We start from the raw sequence: 17,969 nt of genomic DNA, 5'->3' as shown, positions 1-17,969 counted from the left end.
GCCGTTATCGTCGTGAAGATCGTCATCATCCTGTATTTCATGAACTCGAAACTGGCGATCTTTGCCTACCAGAATTTCTGATGCCGGCGGATCCAATGAAGAAAGCTTCTCCGCCAAGTCTGCAACGGCTGCTGCTCGCTGTACTGATTGCCTTTGTAGCGATTGACGCGGCGATCGGGTACGCCACCAAGACGACTACTTTTCTGGCAGATGCCGTCGACATTCAGACACCCGCCACGCTTTACGCGAAGCTGGATTATTTCCGGGAACTAAGGGGACGTCGCATCGCATTCGTGGGCGACTCCGTGGTCTACGGTCGCCGCATGGAGGAAGCCGGCGACGCGAACTGGCGGCAGCACACCATTCCCGCGCACGTCGGACAGATCCTGCACGAGAGGTTTCCTCAACAGCCAATTTCGATCATGAACCTTGCCATGAATGGCGGCTTGCCGACCGATATTGAACAGGTCGTGCGGCTACTCTCGCCGCTCAAACCTGATTGTATCGTCGCGGATATTAGTCTTCGCGCCTTTTCAACCGACTTTTCACAGGAAAGCAATCGATACAGTCGGCCGTGGCTCTCGACCATGGTTATCGACAGCTCCTTTAATTTGCATGACGACGATACACGCCGGGCGTGGACGTCGCGGACGGAAACCACGCTGCAGGACTTCGCGCTCAGTCATTGGCGGCTTTACCGGATGCGCGATTTTGTTCAGTGGCGCGTTTTCGACGGAGAGCCTTCCGGCGTGATAAGGCGTTTGCGCGATCGGCTGGATCGCCAACTAGGAAGACCACCGGCGGAAGCTGATCCGCTCGATGATATCTTGCTGACGATAAAGGCAAAGAACAGATATGGCGCGGTCACCCTTACAGATGACAACCCTCAGATCGCCGCATTGAAGCGAACGCTTGATGGCCTGGCGTCGAATGCGCAATGCGCTGTATTTTTCTATGCGACAGAAGAAAAAGGCCAACTCGCCGAACTGATGGATGCGCAGCATTATGAGAAGTTGCAGGACGCGCTTACGGCGATTTTCCTGCCCTACCAGAATCGCGGAATTATGTTCCTGCCGCCCCTCCCCGACATCGGCAAGCAGTACTATCTCGACTACGGTCATCTAAATGATGCGGGGAACGCAATCGTCGCCAGAAATATCGTTGAGAACGGCCTAAGCCAATCCATCCCGCAACTGCGGAGGGAGCCCTGATGGCAAGCATGAACGTACGGGCCGACAATCGACCGCGAATCCGGATCCGGGGGTTTGGGTTTCACTTTCCGGGCGAGCCGGTGGAGATCTCGACGCTGCCTCTGACGGCTGATGAGGCCAAGCGACTTCCGCGCCTTGGGCAACAAATTACGCATATTTCTACCGAGGACTCGACGGCGCTTATGGTGCACGCGGGCCGTGATGCGCTGAGGCAATGCCAGATTGCACCGGACGATATCCGCATGGTGATCTCGGCGCCCTCACTGATTACATCTTACGGTTTGGAAATTCCGGCCGTTGCCGTCCGGGCTGCGCTTGGATCGAGCAAAGCGGAATGCCTTAATCTGGCTCAGGGCTGTGTCGGCGTTCTCCGAGGAATTGATCTGGCGGTGCGACTGCTCGCAGCAGATCCTGACCGCGGCGACATTATGGTCGTTACCAGTTGTCGCGCGTCGTCTCACACCAGAAATATGAATCACGGTGCGTTTTTTTGGGGGGACGCCGCGGCGGCGATTGTCCTGACGGCAAGCCAGGGTCCCGGCCTTGAAGTCGCCGGCTATTCCGAGTCGTCGAGTAATGAAGACTGGGGAGCGATGCGCATCGATTTCGGCGACGCGCCCGGCGGCCAGCCAAGTGCTGACGACCACCTGATCAAGGTTCATTTCGAGAATGCCGAGGCACAGATCAACTATGTTCGCGGCGAACAGCTGCATTTCGCTGCGGTTACGGACGCGCTTCTTGCGCAGCAAGGTTTGACGCAGCAAGATATCGAGGCGATATTCTTGCCTTCGACCGGGAAAAACCGCGTTCCCATTCTTTTTAGCGAACATCGCGAACTGCTGACGCGTCTTCAAACAGACTTCCGATTTGCCCATTTCGGCGGCGTAGATCCGATTTTTGCGATTCGACAATACCTCGAACGTCGGCAGCCGCCCGCCGGCGCATGGTTGATGGTCGCCTCTCCTGCTTTTGCCGCACAATGGGGCGGCCTGCTGTTTCGAACACCGGCGTGATCTCGCGAAACTTGCGAAAGACGTCTCGCCTGATAACATGCCCGAATGGTTTTGGTATTTAGCCGTCTCGCCCGGGCGGCATGAAAAATGAGCTGGAGTTTCGATGACAGAGGCGGAAATCTATGAACGCATGAAGCCGGTTTTCGCCGACGTCTTCGATGATGACGGCATTGTCATTAAGCCAACGACGGTCGCGGCTGATGTCGATGGCTGGGACAGCCTGGCCCACATTCGTCTCGTCGTAGCGCTCGAGCAGGCATTTCACGTCCGCTTCACGGCCGCCGAGGTATCATCGTTCGAAAACGTCGGCCAGGTGGTCGAAAGCATCATTAAAAAGGACGGCCGATAAGTTGAAGACGGATTCACCGATCAGTCTCGTTGACATAGCCGAGCTTAGCTCCGCGACGGCCGAATTTGATTTCGTTGTCGGCGAAACGGAGCAACAGGCGTTTGCGAGCATTTCAGGTGACTTCAATCCCCTGCATCTTGATCCGGAATTTGCGCGTGGCCGCGGCCTTAAGGGGTCTGTCGTGTATGGCGCCATGATTGTCGCCCAGATTTCCAGGATTATCGGTATGCGACTGCCAGGAAGCGCGGGCATCTGGAGTTCGCTGAAGATCGACTTTCGCGAACCGCTATATGTCGGAGAGGCCGCGCACATTTTTGCTGAGGTCACGCACTATTCAGAAGCCGCACGTAGCCTGTCGCTCAAAATAAAGGTAGCGTCCGGTGAGCGCACCATCGCGACGGCCAGTGCTTTGGCAACGCTGCATCTCTCATAGTTGACTTGCATGCACCGGGCCGCTCGCTGCACGTTCCACGTCGATTAGAGCCGCCCTGAACCACCTCCGGAGGAAGTGTGAGCGGTCTTGTTGTCATCACGGGCGCTACAGGCGGGATTGGTCGATGTGTCGCACGACAACTCGGCAGCCAGGGACTGGTGCCGGTCGTTGGACATCGTCGGCATAAAAGCGACGAGGCGCGCGCGATCGCGGAAGCGTGCGGGGGACTGTCAATTGCCTTTGACATGGCCGACCCGTCATCGATCGATCATGGCATCGCGCTGCTGGCCAAGGACGGCCGCCCCGTTGTCGGCGCGGTTCTCGCAGCTTCTCCGCCCCCCGTGGTTGCTCCGTTCGGCAAGATTTCTGCTGCCGATCATTCCCTGTTCTGGACGGCAAATGTAGTCGGCCCGCAATACCTGTTGGCCGAGCTGGTCCGGCAGTTTTTCAGGCCCCGAAAGGCCGGATCCGTCGCCGCGGTGTTGACCGGGGCAATCGGGGTCCCGGAGGCCGCATCCGCTCTTCCGAAGGTAATGAGCAGCATGGGTGCCTACAACATCTCGAAATTCGGCCTTCTCGGTGTTATAGCGCAGCTCAATTCAGAATTTCCCTGGCTCCGCGTGTCCTCGGTTATGCCAGGATTTACCGAGACCGATATGCTGAAAGTCTTCGACAAGCGTTTTCTCGACCAACTGCGCCTGCAAGGTGCATTTACGAAGCCCGAGGATGTCGCCGTTGAAATCGTTGATCGTCTCGCGCTGAGCGCAATCAAGTGAGCCTGCCATGAATTTCGACCTATCGTTACTGCCCTGGCTCCCGCCCGCGCCTGAGAGCTTCAGGCGATTGTGCCGTGAGATCGATGGCGCCCCGGCAAATGGGGCCCACGCGTTGCGGGCGTTGTCGCAGCACTCGCTCAATGAGAGCCAGTTGAACGTTTTGGCACGGACGCTGGGTGAGGTACGCGAAAAGCAGGGCGGGCAGATTGCCGGCTTGCAGCCATTCAAGCTGGGCCTGGTCAGCAATGCCACGACTAAACTGATCGCACCGTCGCTATGCGCAAGCGCATTGCGATATGGCGTGGACCTTCGCATCGTCGAAGCAGAGTTCAACCAGGTGATGCAGGCTGCGACGGAATCCGACTCCAAGGTCATTAAGTCGGAGCCAAATGCGATTCTGTTGGCGCTGGATCATCGGGCTTACGAAGACCTGCAGTTTGGAATAACAGGCAGCGTCGAAAATGCCGTAGCTTATTTCAACACGCTGCGCGATGCTTTCAGGCAACGGTACAAGGGAACGCTCATTTTCCAGACCGTCGCCTGCCCGCCGGAACAACTGTTCGGAAGCTTGGACGCGAAACTTGAGCTAACCCAACGCGGACGGATCCAGCGCTTCAATCAGGATGTTGGTGAGACGCTTCGTCAAAGTCCCGACGTGATATTTGACGTCTGTGGCCTTGCGCAGAATCTCGGCGTTCAGAATTGGTTCAATGCCGCTCAATGGCATATTGCGAAGCTTCCATTCGCGCAGCAATATGTACCGATCTATGCGGACTATTGCGCACGGATCATCGGTGCGCTCGTGGGCAAGTCGCGCAAATGTCTTGTGCTCGATCTCGACAACACCCTGTGGGGAGGTGTGATCGGCGATGACGGCCTGGACGGTATCGTGCTTGGACAAGGTTCGGCCGAGGGCGAGGCGTTTCTTGCCGTTCAGCAAATGGCGCTCGACCTTCGCGACCGTGGAATTATGCTCGCGATCAGCTCCAAAAACGACGAGCGCGTCGCTCGCTCCGCCTTTGCCGAACATCCAGAAATGCTGTTGCGGGAGGAACATATTTCCGTCTTTCAGGCCAACTGGACCGACAAGGCGAGTAATCTTGAAGCGGTAGCAAAAGCGCTGAATATAGGCCTCGATGCTCTGGTCTTTGTCGACGACAACCCGGTGGAACGCGGCCAGGTTCGACAAGCCCTTCCCCAGGTTGCGGTACCTGAGTTGGGCGAAGATCCAGCGCTGTATCCGCACTACGTGATGGGCGCAGGTTATTTTGAAGCCGTAGCGTTTTTGGACGAAGATCGTCAGCGCGCGGCGCAATACCAGGCCAATGCGCAACGGGCATCGTTGCAGAGCCAGGCCCGTGACCTGAATTCATATTTGAAGTCGCTGAACATGGTGATGACGATCGGCCCCTTCGACAACGCCGGTCGTAGCCGGATCACGCAGCTCATCAACAAATCCAATCAATTTAATCTCACGACGCGGCGCTATACAGAGGCCGATATCGAGCAACTGGGCGGCAATTCAGACGTACTGACCTATCAAGTACGCTTGGCCGATTCTTACGGCGACAACGGCATGATTAGCGTCATTATTGCACGAGCGGATGGCGTTGGCTGGACGGTGGACACATGGCTGATGAGCTGCAGGGTGTTGGGGCGCGGGGTCGAACAGGCCGTCCTGAACGAACTTGTCGCGCGGGTCCAGCAATCGGGCGGCAAAGAGCTTATCGGTATCTACCGCCCGAGTGGCCGAAACGATATGGTGGCGGACCACTACCGAAAACTTGGCTTTGCCCAGGTGGAGACGAAGCCGGATGGCAGCTCCGTGTGGTCGCTTGAACTCATCAACTACCAACCCAAAGATGTGCCGATGGCTATCAAGCGTGCGGGCACCGTCGATTGATGATACTAAAGAACAAGATCGGCCCGACCTAATGAAGCATCAATTTATTGTCGCTGATCAATACGCCAGAGTCGGTTCGTTCAAACGTAATTGTGCCGAGCCGTTTCATTCCGGCAAAATTTGCGTTTCTGTACTCGTCCATGCTCTGTATGAAAACAGGATAAACCGTCGTCTGCTTGATTTGTTTGTATTCGGGCTTGGCTAGGTAAGCTTTTGCATATTGGGCTGAAGTCGCGACGACGACCGCGGTACTATCGGGACTACGCTCAAGTCCCTCGCGCACGTTTTGAAAATTTAGCAGAATTATGAGTTTATCGTCACGAACCGCGGCGGCTTGATCTTTTTCATCTAGCGTAAGCCCGGAAGTGGCCCCTTGCGCCTCCGCAGCAGTTGCACTGGCAACGATCCATCTCAACGAACCCGCACCGTGCCCATCTGGCGCGAACAAGGCCAGCGTGGCCACGGCCAAAGCCTTTTTAAAGTAGCAGTTCATTTCAATCGCTCTTTGGTTGCGGCCAGATCTCTCTGATGGCCTGGGGTGTGTCAAGTCCCTTGTCACGTTCGTAGCGTCGGCTTAGACACATAAAAGACATTTAATAAGGCCGACCGATGGCATTCGCTTCCGGTTAGCTTGGTGTGCCTCCAGGGTTGGGGAAGATGAAGCGTTCAATCACGATCGGGATCGTCACCCTAGTGGTGGCTGTGGCCCTTGTTGGCGCCGTTGGGTTCCCCATTGCAAAGCATCAATGGTTGCGCATCAAGAGTGTGATTACGGGCATCCACGATGTGCAAAATGAGCAGGCCGCCAGGATCGAAGGAATTTCCAAGGAACTCGCTGCAATTAGAACACAACTCGCTCCAGCTAAAGCACAATCGGAAAAGGCCGATAGTCTCGCACATGATCTGGCAGCGCTACAATTTCGCTTCGAGCGTTTGGCTGCAAGCGAAAAGCTTTCCGTAGCGAACTCCCAAAGTGCAGCGAAGTCGCAAAGTGGTGCCAACGAAAGGTTGGCTTTCCTAGATCCCGTCGATCTGTATCAAAAGGCCGGCCTGGTAGAAGTGTATGGTGGTGTCTTTACCCAACGCCGTATTGGTCCGATTCGTGTTGATGCTGCAATCCTGACCTCCGAGCAGCAAGTTGCGCGCCTGATCTGGTCTCCCGATCGTTCGGAGCCGGCAGATGTTGATCAAATCAATGTCGAACTGTCGAACGATACGCTCGACGCAGGACAGATCTCGATTGCAGTGGCACTCGACGATAATCGTGTCTTTGTGTGGCAATCTCGATTGGGGGATGACGGGCTTTCGCAAGCCGCGCCCGCAGGCGGCAATGAGCCGGAAGGTGTCGATGCGAGTATCGCGAATGGAACACACCTATCGCTGACTGAGACCGCACACCATCGTCTGGTTGGATCGGTTCCGCGCGAACTTCACGATGCACTATTGAGTAGCGGGCAGGATCATCACATTCGTCGTTGGATCCTGACTATTGAGGGAATGACGAATACCGCTTTTGCGGTTCGCGCCATAACGTTCACGAAGAGTGGAACAATCTTTGATCCATCCGAAGCGGCAAGTATTTATGGCCGGATAACCTGGGCGGCACCTGAACCTGGATCGTCACTGGAGCTGGTGTTTGAGGATGGCCGCCGACGCCATGTTGAGCTTTCGCTCGACAATGGCTTTGGAGTTACGGACTTGCCACCAAACCAGCCCGTCTCGCTCCGATTTCGTTTAAAAGGAGTTGAGTATTATGCGAGCTCCGGGCGTTGGCTTTTGCCGGTAGGCCAAATCCATGTCACGATCCCCGTGGGACCAGAATTCCCCAATCCAGCGCACTTGCCTCCCAATCCGAAGGCGGTCAAGCTCGAGGGGGGCTTTGCTACGGTCGAAGGCGTCCCCAGCTATTATCGATACGCGCCGCATCGCGTTACGAGCTGGCCTGGCGGAGGTTCTGTTCAGGAATTTGCCGGGATCAGTTTCGCCAACAATTTCGGGCAACTGGATCGAGACCGAGTATTTGAAAACAGAGATCGCTGTTTGCGTATCTTTGTTGTTGGCGGAAGCGGTCTCGTTTCACTGCAGGTCAAACCTGGTGAAAAATTCAATCTCGTTGCCGAGTCAGAGCTAGGCATCAAGATCGGGCGCTGTGTCGAAGTAATCTCCGCAGGGCGAGACAACGGAAATCTTGGCGCAAACTACAGAGCCATACGCGACTACGGCATGAGATTCGATCCCGACATCATCGTGTTCGAGCACAATGCCGCCTACGCGTTACAGTTGAACGCCGCTCTCATAAAGAAAAGTCTCGGCTACAATTACGAACATAGCCCGCTCGACAATTTTTATTTGGACAAGGGAGGCCAACTTGCATTCCGGAATTGGGATGCGGTCTGGGCGCTCGATGCGGTCGCGCCTGATCCAAGCCCGCTGCTCCCGGGTCTACCTATGTACCAAGCCTTCTCGATTCCACGCGAAGACTTTATTCCGGAGGCAAAGGCATCATTCGATCTGCTGCTGGCAATCATCAAGAAATTGAAAAGTGATTTCCCGCGGACCCATATTGCGATGTTAACAGCTCTTGACCAGGCAAACTGTCGCAAATCCACGACATGCGCCAACAAGATAACCCTGCCGGATCAGCGAACCGTTCCCATGGGCATTGAGCAGGAGTTGCAGAATTTTTCAGCGCTCTGCAAGGAAGCTGGAATCAGCTGCATTCAGGCACCCGCCCCTGACGGCTCGGTTGCAGGACATGAACCGCTCCAATATGCGGACGATGCGCATTTCTCTGTCCATGGACACCAATGGCTGGGACGTCTGCTCGCCGACGGCCTTGAGACGATCGTGCGCGACGAAGGGCTGGCGGGAAGCAAGAGGTTTTGAACGTGCGATCTCTGATTCTGTGCACGATCCTGTGCACGAGCCTCTGCGGCTCAGCTGACGCAGCGAGCTCTGATCTTCGCCGGTTGCCGTTTCCCTTCGGTCAGATGGTCACCATCTCCAGCGACGCCGACTACGAGGCGCCATGGCACGAGGCAGCCATTCACAGGTTCCTTAACGAAGATCTAGGACTACCCATTTCCGATAGTGTCTGGGTGAGCAGCTCCAGCGGACTACCCGATGTGGGAGCCTTTTTCGACTCTTTCAGCGGATTGAATAGACAGCCTTCATTAGTTGACAACCTGCCTGTATTCGAACTGCTTACTCGAGAATGGCACCGGGGCAATATCGATCATCTGCATTCATGGTCGGATGATATGGTGCCTCAGTATAAAGCAACCTTTCCAGAGCCGGTGAAACTCTCGAGCAGTTCGACCGAGGTTTCGCTCCCCGATGCTCCGTGGTTGAAGAGCTTCGAACATCGCCGAGGCTATCAGCAACTTCGGCTTCTGCTGGATGGAACGGCGCCGCAGGATCTGACCATCGAAGTCCGCTTTGCTGACGGCACCTCATCAAACTATACCAATGACGTCATCAGAAGCATGGAGAGCGACGGCGACGCCAAGACGCAGACGCCTCACACCATAACGCTGGTTTTGAATGAAGAATGGCCTCTTGGTTCGCGGATCAACGACGTCTCCGCACCGTTACCGGCCGTAACCGCCCTGCTTCTGCGCGCTCCCTCTTGCACCACCGGATGCGATACCAGGATTGCTGGAATCGAGAGGGACAATTTCAGCCGCTATTCGGTCTTGGCGCAAATTCCATTTCTTGAATACATGAACATAAGGCCATCAATAGCCACTGGACACGGCGGGGTCACGTACCATCCAGACTTTGAAGGTCCCGGACCACACTACCACCGCGGCGACCTTCTCGATCAGGGGCCGGGGAAAGATGTGGTGCGCCACGACATGGAAGGATTGGCCGCCAGAAAAGGAAGCGACGCCTATCACGCGGACATCCTGAAAAAATTGGGGATTCGCAGTGTCACGGCGATCTACAACCCTCCCCATCAGGAAACCGTCAATTTTGCTTCGCAAATTCCTGCCGCATTCGAAAGCTTCGCCGGGTTCTACGCGCTTGTAAAAACACATGGCGATTTCGGCGCTTTAGGCAGCCCCCTCTCCGATGTTCCGAAGATGCTGGCCGAACACGACCCCGCTATGGCTGACTTCGACGCGCAGCGTTTTTTGTGTCGCGAGAATGTCTACTGCCGGCAAGCAGACCAGGGATCAACGAGCGGCGGGCTCATTGCGTTGAGCCTGGCCCTGGTCAGTAAGGGTCGTACAGTCGAGCACAATTGGTATACCCATTTCGGAACCACGCGCTTCGATCCGACATTCCACGCAACGACGGAGTCACCTTTCGGTCCGGCGACCATGGCCGCTTTCGCAGAGCTCTCAATGCACTACTACGATCCCACCGCAAATCACCCGTTCGGACAGCGGGTCTGGGTTCCAGCGGCAGGCGTATGGGCAAATTACAATATTCTTCGCACCGGCATCGGTGACCATCTTACCGTCGATCCGCACACGTCTGCCGTTCAAATTAGATCTTATTTTGACCCGGTACTTGGAACCGTTTTTCCTGATCGTGCTGCGAGCACGCGCGACCTGAACGGACTTACTGTTTTTGTGAAAGATTCCGGCGTCGCCACGGTGTCCATCGATGGCGAACCGATTACTCATTTCGTCCGCAATCCAGCCGACGAGTCAGGGCGCCAATCGATCACCGTCGTAGACGACAATACGCCAACAATTATTCTGGGAAAGGTAGCGCCGGAGCATTCTGCTCGCATCTCCTCGACTGGGGGACAATACGAATGGATCTCGGGGCAAGAATCTTCCGGACCCTCCGCATTTGCCAAATTAATTGCGCAATCAAACGTCGCCTCGGTTAGCTTTGATATGAACTCGCTGTCGGTGTTTAACGCCACGCATATTGCGTTTTCCTACCGCATACGAAGGGATGACGGGGCCGCTCCATCAGGCCACGCCTCGATTGTTTTTAAGCGAGCAGACGCAACACATGTGGAGTTTACCGACGTTATTCCGCCAGCACTGGCACCCGGCAATTCCTATGCAATTTTTGATCAGCACAATTCTGGCCAGCAATGGCAGTCGACGACGATTCCTCAGCATAGCTTGCGATGGTCTGAGGATTGGGTTGGGCGGCGCCTACCCCTTGTTCTCGGAAGAATCGAAAGCGTCGAGGTTCAATTGAAGGATGCTCGCCCCGGCGACATTTTGGAAGTTGGCGACTTGAAGACACTTCGACCCAGCGCGAACGGAGTTTCCCAGAACCGAACCGTCGTGGCCGCTGGTCGTGTGACGGGACTTGCCGGCAAGGCAGCTGCTGGAGTGACCGTCACCGGGGATTTTGATGGTTTAAAAAGACAAACGGTTACCGACGCTGCGGGTTTTTACGTTTTTAGCGGCGTCAAACGGGGTTCAATAGCGGCCATAAAGGCGGGATCTTGCGCTCCAACGCGCGGCGATCTTACAGAGTTAGAAACGAACGAGGTAGAGATCGATATAGATCTCCGTTCTTAGCTGGGCTTCTCATTTTGTCACCCTTATCGGTTCAACGCCGATTCACACTCAGCCAGCTCACGCGACTCATCAACGATCTCGCTGACTGTGGCCATTGCAATCGTGGCCATGGCACACTCACCCGGAGGACACCGGAAAATTTGTAAACGGCACAGGCGATTTGACAAGGCGACGACCTCCAAGAAGGCAGGGTATCTGCGAAGCAGTGCCGACATCAAACCCTGCTAGCCGTCAGCCGCAGCGACCTCAGCCCTGTTCCTTTGTCTCTCCAAAATCGAACATGCCACTCAAGAGTTCGAGAAGTAATCCTGACAGGTCGAGGGTATCCATCGCACTCACCATCCTTCTCGGTCTAGATGGTGCCGATTAGGTTCAGATTGCTTAATTAATCAAAGACAGTTGATTGCCCTGAGGTTCGGCGCTTCCTACCCCTCTTCGGGCTTCAGCTCAGCTATTACCACCGGAAGCTTTGAAGCTTCTGAACGAACCCGTACAACGTTGCGATCTCGTGCGGTTCGCAGTAGCGCTCGCTGGTCTCGCTATGGCCGCCGTGTCCAAGCAGATCGGCGCGATCTTCCTCCGTCACCAATTTCTTCTTGAGTTGTGCACCGAACAGATGCCGCATCCCATGAACCCCCAAACCTTCCTCCGTCGCGCGGACGGATACGGTCACCCAGCGGTGATGCACTGGAAGGCGAGTAAAGATCAGGGAATAGCAGCTTGTAGCCGAGCACCTTAATCGCCTCGACGTAGGCGGCTAAATTCAGCCGGAGCACCTCCGCATGCAAGGGGGCGTTGCGCTGCGACTGAGGGATCTTGATTCGCCTCCGTTCGTTCTTCTCAATATGGAGATAGGGAATTTCGCCATTGTCGAGGATGACGTCATCCACCATCAACCCGCACAATTCTTCGCGGCGACAGCGGGTGTAGTAGATGAGGATCGGTACGAAGTAGAGAGCGCAATGAAAGATCTGGTTCAGTCCGTCAGGACCCGGCTCTGCCAACGCGTTCCAACCTGCACAACTGTGAAATGGAGGTGTGCCGAAGATCGCCGCAGCCTGGTCAAGCGGCAACTTGGCCCTCTCGTCCCGTGCGCGCTTCTTCTTATCCTTTGAGCGAAGCGCAACGAGTTCGATCTCGGCGAGTGCGTCAACCCCGCGCGCAACCGCGTGCCGGAAGATCTGAGCAAGGAATGTAAGGTGACGATTGAGCGTGTCGCCGGCGATCCCACAATCCTTCGGATTGCGCTGCAGAGCGATAGCGCGCAGCTCGGCGATAGTCCGATCATATTATCGTTCCCCGACTTGCCGTAGTACCTGTAGACCTCTGAACGCACGAAATCGACGCCTGCCGTTGGGTCTTGTCATCCCAATGGTCGTCTCTGGCATTATGCAGGATGACATCATCGGCGAACTTCGAGAGATCGGTCATCGGAACGGACTGGGGGAGACGGCTCGCAGCCTTCGGTGGATCGCTGTGGCGGACATGGCTGTCCGCCTCGGATGGCAAGACCTGCTGCGGTGGATCGCTTTTCGACAGAAGTATGCGATCCACGAAGCCTTCATCCTCGACGCGATCACCCCCATAGCGTCGGTCGATTTCGGCCAAGGCGAGCTTCATTCCGCGGAAGTACGTCCCCCGCGCAACGTCGATGTTCATAGCGGTCGGGCTAGCATCACTCGTCTCGATCAGGTGCTGAGGATATGGCGATTCATCGGAACCAGATCATTCGTTCGGAGCATGGCCAAATGATTCTGCACGGCCTCGATATCCGCGTCAGAGAGGCCGTCAGCCCCCATCCGGATCCGATCCTCCGCTCGTACAACCGCCGTAGAGCCCTGCGCGTCCAACAGGGCGTAGGTCCAAAACGCCCGGCTTGTCGTCCATCCGCGCCCGTTCCGGGTCGAACCCGCGTGCGCATTTTGCGGCAAGTGCAACGCGCTCCAGCTTCGCCAGATGTCGGCTGACGACGCCCTGCAGCATTGTCTCAATTTGGGACGGCGGCAGGTGCAGGTTGGCGTCTTCGGCGAGCATCGCGGGCATGTTCCAGGATCAGGTCAAGCTGAACAACCAGCCGACGCGCCACCACGCAGCTTGTCGTTCTCAGGCTCAGAAAAAGATGCGGACGGTTCAGGAAATTGGCAAGCGCGCGCGGCGGTCGTCGCCGCCAGCAATACACGGCGTCACGGCGAAAGATGCGGACAGCCATCGCGAAATACACCCCTGTGCGGCAGTCAGGTGTCGCAGAGCTGTGCAGCAGCTCCCTAGCTAGGCCGATTTCGTCAGTATTTTCAGGCCGGTAGGACGACCTGGCTGGGGCGGGAGGGATCGAACCTCCGAATGGCGGAATCAAAATCAGCCGGGAAATGCAATAAGATCAACGTCTATTCTGAACTTTCGGCGAAATACGGGCCCAGCAAGATCAATTGGTTACGCCGCGGTTCAGAACGCGAGGACGCGCTCTCGAAGCACATCCTACTCTCTCTCTAAGGTGTGAAACGGCGAGACACGACCGAATGCTTGCTAACCGCCCAAGGAGCGGTGCCAAGGACTAGTTCCTTCCCGGCGTCTCGATGAAGCTCAAGCCTGCCTGCAGCCAATCAGTTTCGAAGTGTCTTTGCTCGTTCAACTGCTCGCAAGCGTGCGGCAAAATCCAAGGGTCGCGTGCGAGATACAACTGGGCGCCTGAGCACTACCTGGATCGTAGCTCACCTTGGCGCACTCGACTGGGTTGAACCATTTCACAGTACCTGTCGGCACGTCGCTCCATCCCTCTTGCAGTGACGGACACGGCAATGCCATTCCATCAAACTCGCCAATGGTTTAGCCTTATTCTTGGCTAATTTCGGGCAAAGCCTGCAGTTCGCTGTGTTGGTCGAGGATCGATCCGTGCGTATCACGATTGTAGCGTTCGGAGTCGTTGGCCTATTCGGTATGGGCGCTGTTGCAGCCTTGGGGAGAAATCCCGCCCCCGCAGCGCTCACGATGGCCTCCTACCCCGTGGCGGAGACGTCGGGTAAGGGCGACCGCCTTCCATTGAAAGCCGAGCCAGAGACTACCGGCGCGGCCGTCGCGAATGAACCCGCGCAAGCGCACGGGGTTGCTGCGGTCACAATCGATGCTTCGTCCGCAACGACTGCCGCCCCCACAGCGCCCGTCCAGGTCGCTGTCACGCCCCGTCAGAGCGAACAGCGGAAGGAGCCGTTGAAGATCATTTCTCGACATTGGCATGATCCCGCAGACACAAAATACCAATTGACGAAGCGTAAAGCGGCTGCCGAAATTAGTTCACCGCCGGTACGGGCCGACACGCCTCAACAGGCCAGCGAGAAGAAAAACTGCAGCCGGAGCGGGTTGGACACCGTCCTGCGGTCAGTCAACCTAAAACCGCGCTGCGCTACATAAGAGCGAGCTGAAAAGCGATCCGGGCGCGGGGAGCATCGAGGCCGCTTATTTCACTTCCAGCAGTCGGGGCATGGGCCCTGCCGGCTCGGGTTGCCCTGTTGCGGCCGATAGCCAGCGAACGAAGGACACGATCGCGACGACAGCGGCCGTTATCGTCTTCTGGCCCGCTGCGTTCCTGGTTGGCGGCGATAAGCTGACCGCGGCCGAACTCGGTCAAATGAAGGGACAGATGGTCGCCATCGAACAAGCTTCCGTCGCCAAGAAGTGCAACATCCAATTCCAGAACAAGCCGCCGCCTGGACCGACCTAGTGTGGTTCGCGTTTCCACATCACGTGGAGCACCGCCGGTCTGAACATCGCACCAGGGCCGCGACGAGCGGAGCGGCCATGGCCATATTGCTTTGTCTTGCCGCCCCGGCAGCCGCAGAATGCGGAGAACGTGGCGGCCCTGGTTATCGTGCCCCGAATGGAAAGTGCGTCGGATGGGCCGAGATGGGCCGCGTAGAGCCCGACGTGCTGCCTCGTCCAGCCTACCTTTCATGAATGAATTTGATGCGATGGCTTCAACTCGCCTGTCCGCAAACCGGCCGCATCTGTCTTCATTGGATGCACGGCCAAGGATACGACTTCCGTACGCTCGCAAGTCGAACATTTAAACGTGCGCTCTTCGAATCCACTTTTGCCGGGAGATACGCGCGCCAATGCGATCCGGTGCTTACATACCGAACACATTGGCCGCGCGTTGAGAGATGCAGTCATCTCTTTGTAACCCAGGCCCAGATGATAGACTTTTCGGAGCAGGTCCCTTTGCAACGCAGTCGAATTCTTTACTGAGCGTGAATCGCACCGTGAAACGTGCGCCCTGCCCCGAACGATTTGCGCCGAAAAACGTCTGGCCGCCGATTTGCTTGGGCACGGCCGCACCTCCTCGCAGGCGGCCAGAGGAACGGCTGGGTGTTTGGCGTCAAACTCGATGCCAGCGGTGCTGCATGCTGACGACATGGCACAGACGTTGCTAGTAGGTGCAGCAATAGCGAACGAGTGCTGACTGCACACAGATGAGACGACCGATGCTTTCCTTCAACTCACGTGCCCCGCTCCTGAGATGAAAAACTCCCTGCTTGTGACTTGGAGCGTCGCCGCGCTTAGTGCGGCGGCACCGACATTCGCCGCGGATCTCGCTGCGCAGTCCGTATACACCAAGCCGCTCTGTGCCGCGAAAAGAGATCAGCTAGCACAAAGAGTGGCGCAAGGTCGGGCAATAGTTTTGCAGAGTGATATGGTGCTGGGCTTAGAATCTCCAGCTCCTCCGATCAAAGTCGAAAAATGGCTGCGTGGCCAGCCCCTTGTAAGCTTCCAGCCCGGAACAGTATATATCGTCGAATTCTGGGCAACTTGGTGCAAACCGTGTGAGGCGGCCCTGTCCCATCTGGTGCAGTTGCAAGAGAAATATAAAGACGGCGGAGTTGAGGTCCTCGGACTCGCAGCTCTTGAACGCGCTCAAACAGCGGACGAGGCCCAAAACAAGTTGGACGCATGGTTGACCAAAAAGTTACCGAATCTCAACTACCGGATCGGGTTCGACTACACACGCGAAATGGAAAAGCTTTGGTTACGTCCCAGCCGTTATGTCGGGATTCCCACCTCGTTCGTCGTCGACCGTGACGGCCGCATCGCCTTTGTCGGTTTGACGATGCAACTCGATGACGTTCTACCCAAAGTTCTGACCGGCAGCTGGCGCACCAGCGGTGAAGCTAAAGCCGCCGAGACAGAGCGGATCGCCCAAGGCAAGCGCATAATGGACGAAACGGCGCGGAAGAAGCGCTGACGGATACCACGTCGTGATCCCGGTTTGGATCTGCCACTAACTGCAGTAGTCCGTCCGCGCCACGCTTGTGCTCAACAGGTTTTCTCGGGCCAACGGCGGCAGACCCGTCCCTACCCGCAGCCTTACCGCCAAGTACGGCGGCTTGCGCGACGAGAACGGCTCGATAACCATGGCTTGGTCGACCAGGCTGGCAAGGTCGCAATTGCGTCGCGCCTCACAGTTGCCCGCCAGCCGACTGGATCGAAAGCCATATCTATGCGTTAACTCATCCAGCCCAAATGGGAGGTCAACCAATGATTAACGACCGAAACCGCCGGGCGCCGACAGCAGCAGAGCGCGAAGCCCATAAGATATTTAAAGCGGTCAGGACGAAGGAAACTATGACCGAATACGCGAAGGCGCAAAAGGCACTCCACGACAATCGAGAGCGCCTAAGGGCGGAACGGCTGGCGCGGGAGGCTGAAGCCGCCAATCGCACAAAAGCAGGTTAAAGCGTCCATCTGGATGACCGCGGAGGACCAAGCTTGGACCTCTGCTGGTGGAGGGTGAAATGGCCCTGCACTTTCGCCGCGTGGATACTGCTGAGGACCTGGAAATTTGGATCGCAAGCAGCGACGACTATTCATTCGTTATCAGCAGCGAGAGCCGAAGTGGAGCTGGCCTACATGGAGAGCCCGGTTTTGTTGCGTCATATCGCCCAGACTTTCTGAATATGCCCGCGGCTCAAGTGTCCGGATCGCCCTTCAGCACGTTCGCTGAAGCCGAGCAGGCCTGCAATGCGTTCCTGGGTCGCCTCATTATCGAGGGATGATTACCGGAGCCTCCCGATCTCAAAAAGGACCGGCGTCGATCGGGATTTTAGCGCCAATAGTTTTGCGGGGCCAGAAAACGAAGTGTGGCAGGATCACTGACTTGTAGCTGGCCACCGTCGGCGCATAGTCCCCCGATGATCGAGCAGCGACCAGCTTTCATGGCTTGCAAGAATCCCGGCACCGGCTGGAGGATCGATATTCTATGGCCCGATGGCGAAACGGAAGTTATCAAGGGCTTTGTTACGGAGCATGACGCGACCAAGTGGATTTCTGAGCACTCGACGACGTGGCAAGAAAATCCGGACCAAACGCGCTAGACGATTGGCCCGCGATTGGTGATCGCCCCCCACAGGCGACCAATTCCTAGCGGCTTCTCTCCGCACGCGATCGGCGCCATCATCTGGCTATGCACCAGCGTCGATCCGCGAAATGGTCTGGCCGCTGCCCGCCGGGCAGTCCGGCCGATTGGCTCGCGGACCGCCACGTTACCGCAATATCCAATGCCACGGCCGTTGCCATCGGTCGGTTTCGGGCTGGACGCCCTACCCCGAGATCAACCGTGGTCGCGCATCGGCTGGCGCTTGGTGTGCACGGTTTATGGCGCCGCAGGCGCGGGGAACATCGTTCCGAATTGCCATGACAGGGATCGGTCACGGGGTGCCATTCAGTGGGGTGGAGGTCGTGATTCCCCGCCGATGAAACTCACTGCAGATCGTCCTTATGCCCGTTCCGAGAATCCGC

The 17,969-nt window shown here is 56.7% G+C and carries 15 protein-coding genes and 1 pseudogene; 13 read left to right on the top strand and 3 right to left on the bottom strand.

Going from position 1 to position 17,969, the window contains the following annotated elements:
- The first annotated feature begins 95 nt into the window (after positions 1 to 95).
- From AAFG13_RS38710 to AAFG13_RS38685, 6 genes are all read left to right on the top strand, one after another.
- Positions 96 to 1,211: a hypothetical protein gene (locus tag AAFG13_RS38710; RefSeq protein WP_342710230.1), complete on the top strand. Its 1,116-nt coding sequence runs from the start codon at positions 96 to 98 to the stop codon at positions 1,209 to 1,211.
- A complete protein-coding gene (locus AAFG13_RS38705; RefSeq protein WP_342710229.1) occupies positions 1,211 to 2,224 on the top strand; it encodes a hypothetical protein in 1,014 nt (337 codons plus the stop codon). The genes AAFG13_RS38710 and AAFG13_RS38705 overlap by 1 nt, the downstream gene beginning before the upstream one ends.
- 103 nt (positions 2,225 to 2,327) lie before the next feature.
- Positions 2,328 to 2,573: an acyl carrier protein gene (locus AAFG13_RS38700; RefSeq protein ID WP_092124791.1), complete on the top strand. Its 246-nt coding sequence runs from the start codon at positions 2,328 to 2,330 to the stop codon at positions 2,571 to 2,573.
- A 1-nt stretch (position 2,574) separates the two neighbouring features.
- Positions 2,575 to 3,006, top strand: coding sequence for a MaoC/PaaZ C-terminal domain-containing protein (locus AAFG13_RS38695; RefSeq protein WP_342710228.1), 432 nt, complete (start codon positions 2,575 to 2,577; stop codon positions 3,004 to 3,006).
- Between the two features lie 77 nt (positions 3,007 to 3,083).
- Positions 3,084 to 3,782: an SDR family oxidoreductase gene (locus AAFG13_RS38690; RefSeq protein ID WP_342710227.1), complete on the top strand. Its 699-nt coding sequence runs from the start codon at positions 3,084 to 3,086 to the stop codon at positions 3,780 to 3,782.
- Positions 3,783 to 3,789: 7 nt separating this feature from the next.
- Positions 3,790 to 5,685, top strand: coding sequence for an HAD-IIIC family phosphatase (locus AAFG13_RS38685; protein WP_342710226.1), 1,896 nt, complete (start codon positions 3,790 to 3,792; stop codon positions 5,683 to 5,685).
- Positions 5,686 to 5,713: 28 nt separating this feature from the next.
- Here AAFG13_RS38685 and AAFG13_RS38680 read toward each other — a convergent pair whose 3' ends face one another.
- On the bottom strand, positions 5,714 to 6,178 hold the full coding sequence (locus tag AAFG13_RS38680) for a hypothetical protein (RefSeq protein ID WP_342710225.1): 465 nt from the start codon (positions 6,176 to 6,178) through the stop codon (positions 5,714 to 5,716).
- 164 nt (positions 6,179 to 6,342) lie between these two features.
- Between AAFG13_RS38680 and AAFG13_RS38675 the strand changes: the two genes are divergently transcribed.
- Positions 6,343 to 8,571 carry a hypothetical protein gene (locus AAFG13_RS38675; RefSeq protein ID WP_342710224.1) on the top strand — a complete coding sequence of 743 codons (2,229 nt, stop codon included), beginning with the start codon at positions 6,343 to 6,345 and terminating at the stop codon, positions 8,569 to 8,571.
- Positions 8,572 to 8,783: 212 nt separating this feature from the next.
- Positions 8,784 to 11,183, top strand: a complete 2,400-nt coding sequence (locus AAFG13_RS38670) for a carboxypeptidase-like regulatory domain-containing protein (protein WP_342710223.1) — start codon at positions 8,784 to 8,786, stop codon at positions 11,181 to 11,183.
- A 539-nt stretch (positions 11,184 to 11,722) separates the two neighbouring features.
- Here the strand turns inward: AAFG13_RS38670 and AAFG13_RS38665 are convergent.
- The gene (locus AAFG13_RS38665; RefSeq protein ID WP_342710222.1) at positions 11,723 to 12,256 is read right to left on the bottom strand and encodes a hypothetical protein; all 534 of its coding nucleotides are present in this window, start codon (positions 12,254 to 12,256) and stop codon (positions 11,723 to 11,725) included.
- Positions 12,257 to 12,536: 280 nt separating this feature from the next.
- On the opposite strand from AAFG13_RS38665, the gene AAFG13_RS38660 reads away from it, so the two are divergent.
- Complete coding sequence (locus AAFG13_RS38660; RefSeq protein WP_342710221.1) at positions 12,537 to 12,935, top strand: hypothetical protein; 399 nt, start codon at positions 12,537 to 12,539, stop codon at positions 12,933 to 12,935.
- Positions 12,936 to 12,971: 36 nt separating this feature from the next.
- Here AAFG13_RS38660 and AAFG13_RS38655 read toward each other — a convergent pair whose 3' ends face one another.
- The gene (locus AAFG13_RS38655; RefSeq protein ID WP_342710220.1) at positions 12,972 to 13,226 is read right to left on the bottom strand and encodes a hypothetical protein; all 255 of its coding nucleotides are present in this window, start codon (positions 13,224 to 13,226) and stop codon (positions 12,972 to 12,974) included.
- A gap of 1,432 nt (positions 13,227 to 14,658) precedes the next feature.
- Between AAFG13_RS38655 and AAFG13_RS38650 the strand changes: the two genes are divergently transcribed.
- The 4 genes and pseudogenes from AAFG13_RS38650 to AAFG13_RS38635 all read left to right on the top strand — a co-directional run bounded on the left by AAFG13_RS38650 (position 14,659) and on the right by AAFG13_RS38635 (position 17,227).
- Entirely contained in the window at positions 14,659 to 14,898 is a 240-nt protein-coding gene (locus AAFG13_RS38650; protein WP_342710219.1) for a hypothetical protein, read from the top strand.
- A 969-nt stretch (positions 14,899 to 15,867) separates the two neighbouring features.
- Positions 15,868 to 16,386, top strand: a pseudogene (locus AAFG13_RS38645) (TlpA disulfide reductase family protein); the annotation flags it as partial.
- Positions 16,387 to 16,709: 323 nt separating this feature from the next.
- The gene (locus AAFG13_RS38640; RefSeq protein ID WP_342710218.1) at positions 16,710 to 16,907 is read left to right on the top strand and encodes a hypothetical protein; all 198 of its coding nucleotides are present in this window, start codon (positions 16,710 to 16,712) and stop codon (positions 16,905 to 16,907) included.
- A gap of 59 nt (positions 16,908 to 16,966) precedes the next feature.
- Positions 16,967 to 17,227, top strand: coding sequence for a hypothetical protein (locus AAFG13_RS38635; protein WP_342710217.1), 261 nt, complete (start codon positions 16,967 to 16,969; stop codon positions 17,225 to 17,227).
- Positions 17,228 to 17,969: the final 742 nt, after the last annotated feature.

The sequence above is a fragment of the Bradyrhizobium sp. B124 genome, assembly GCF_038967635.1.
Taxonomy (GTDB): Bacteria; Pseudomonadota; Alphaproteobacteria; order Rhizobiales; family Xanthobacteraceae; genus Bradyrhizobium.
The sequence above is the reverse complement of the archived record's forward strand: the minus strand, read 5'-3'. Positions and strand labels throughout refer to the sequence as shown.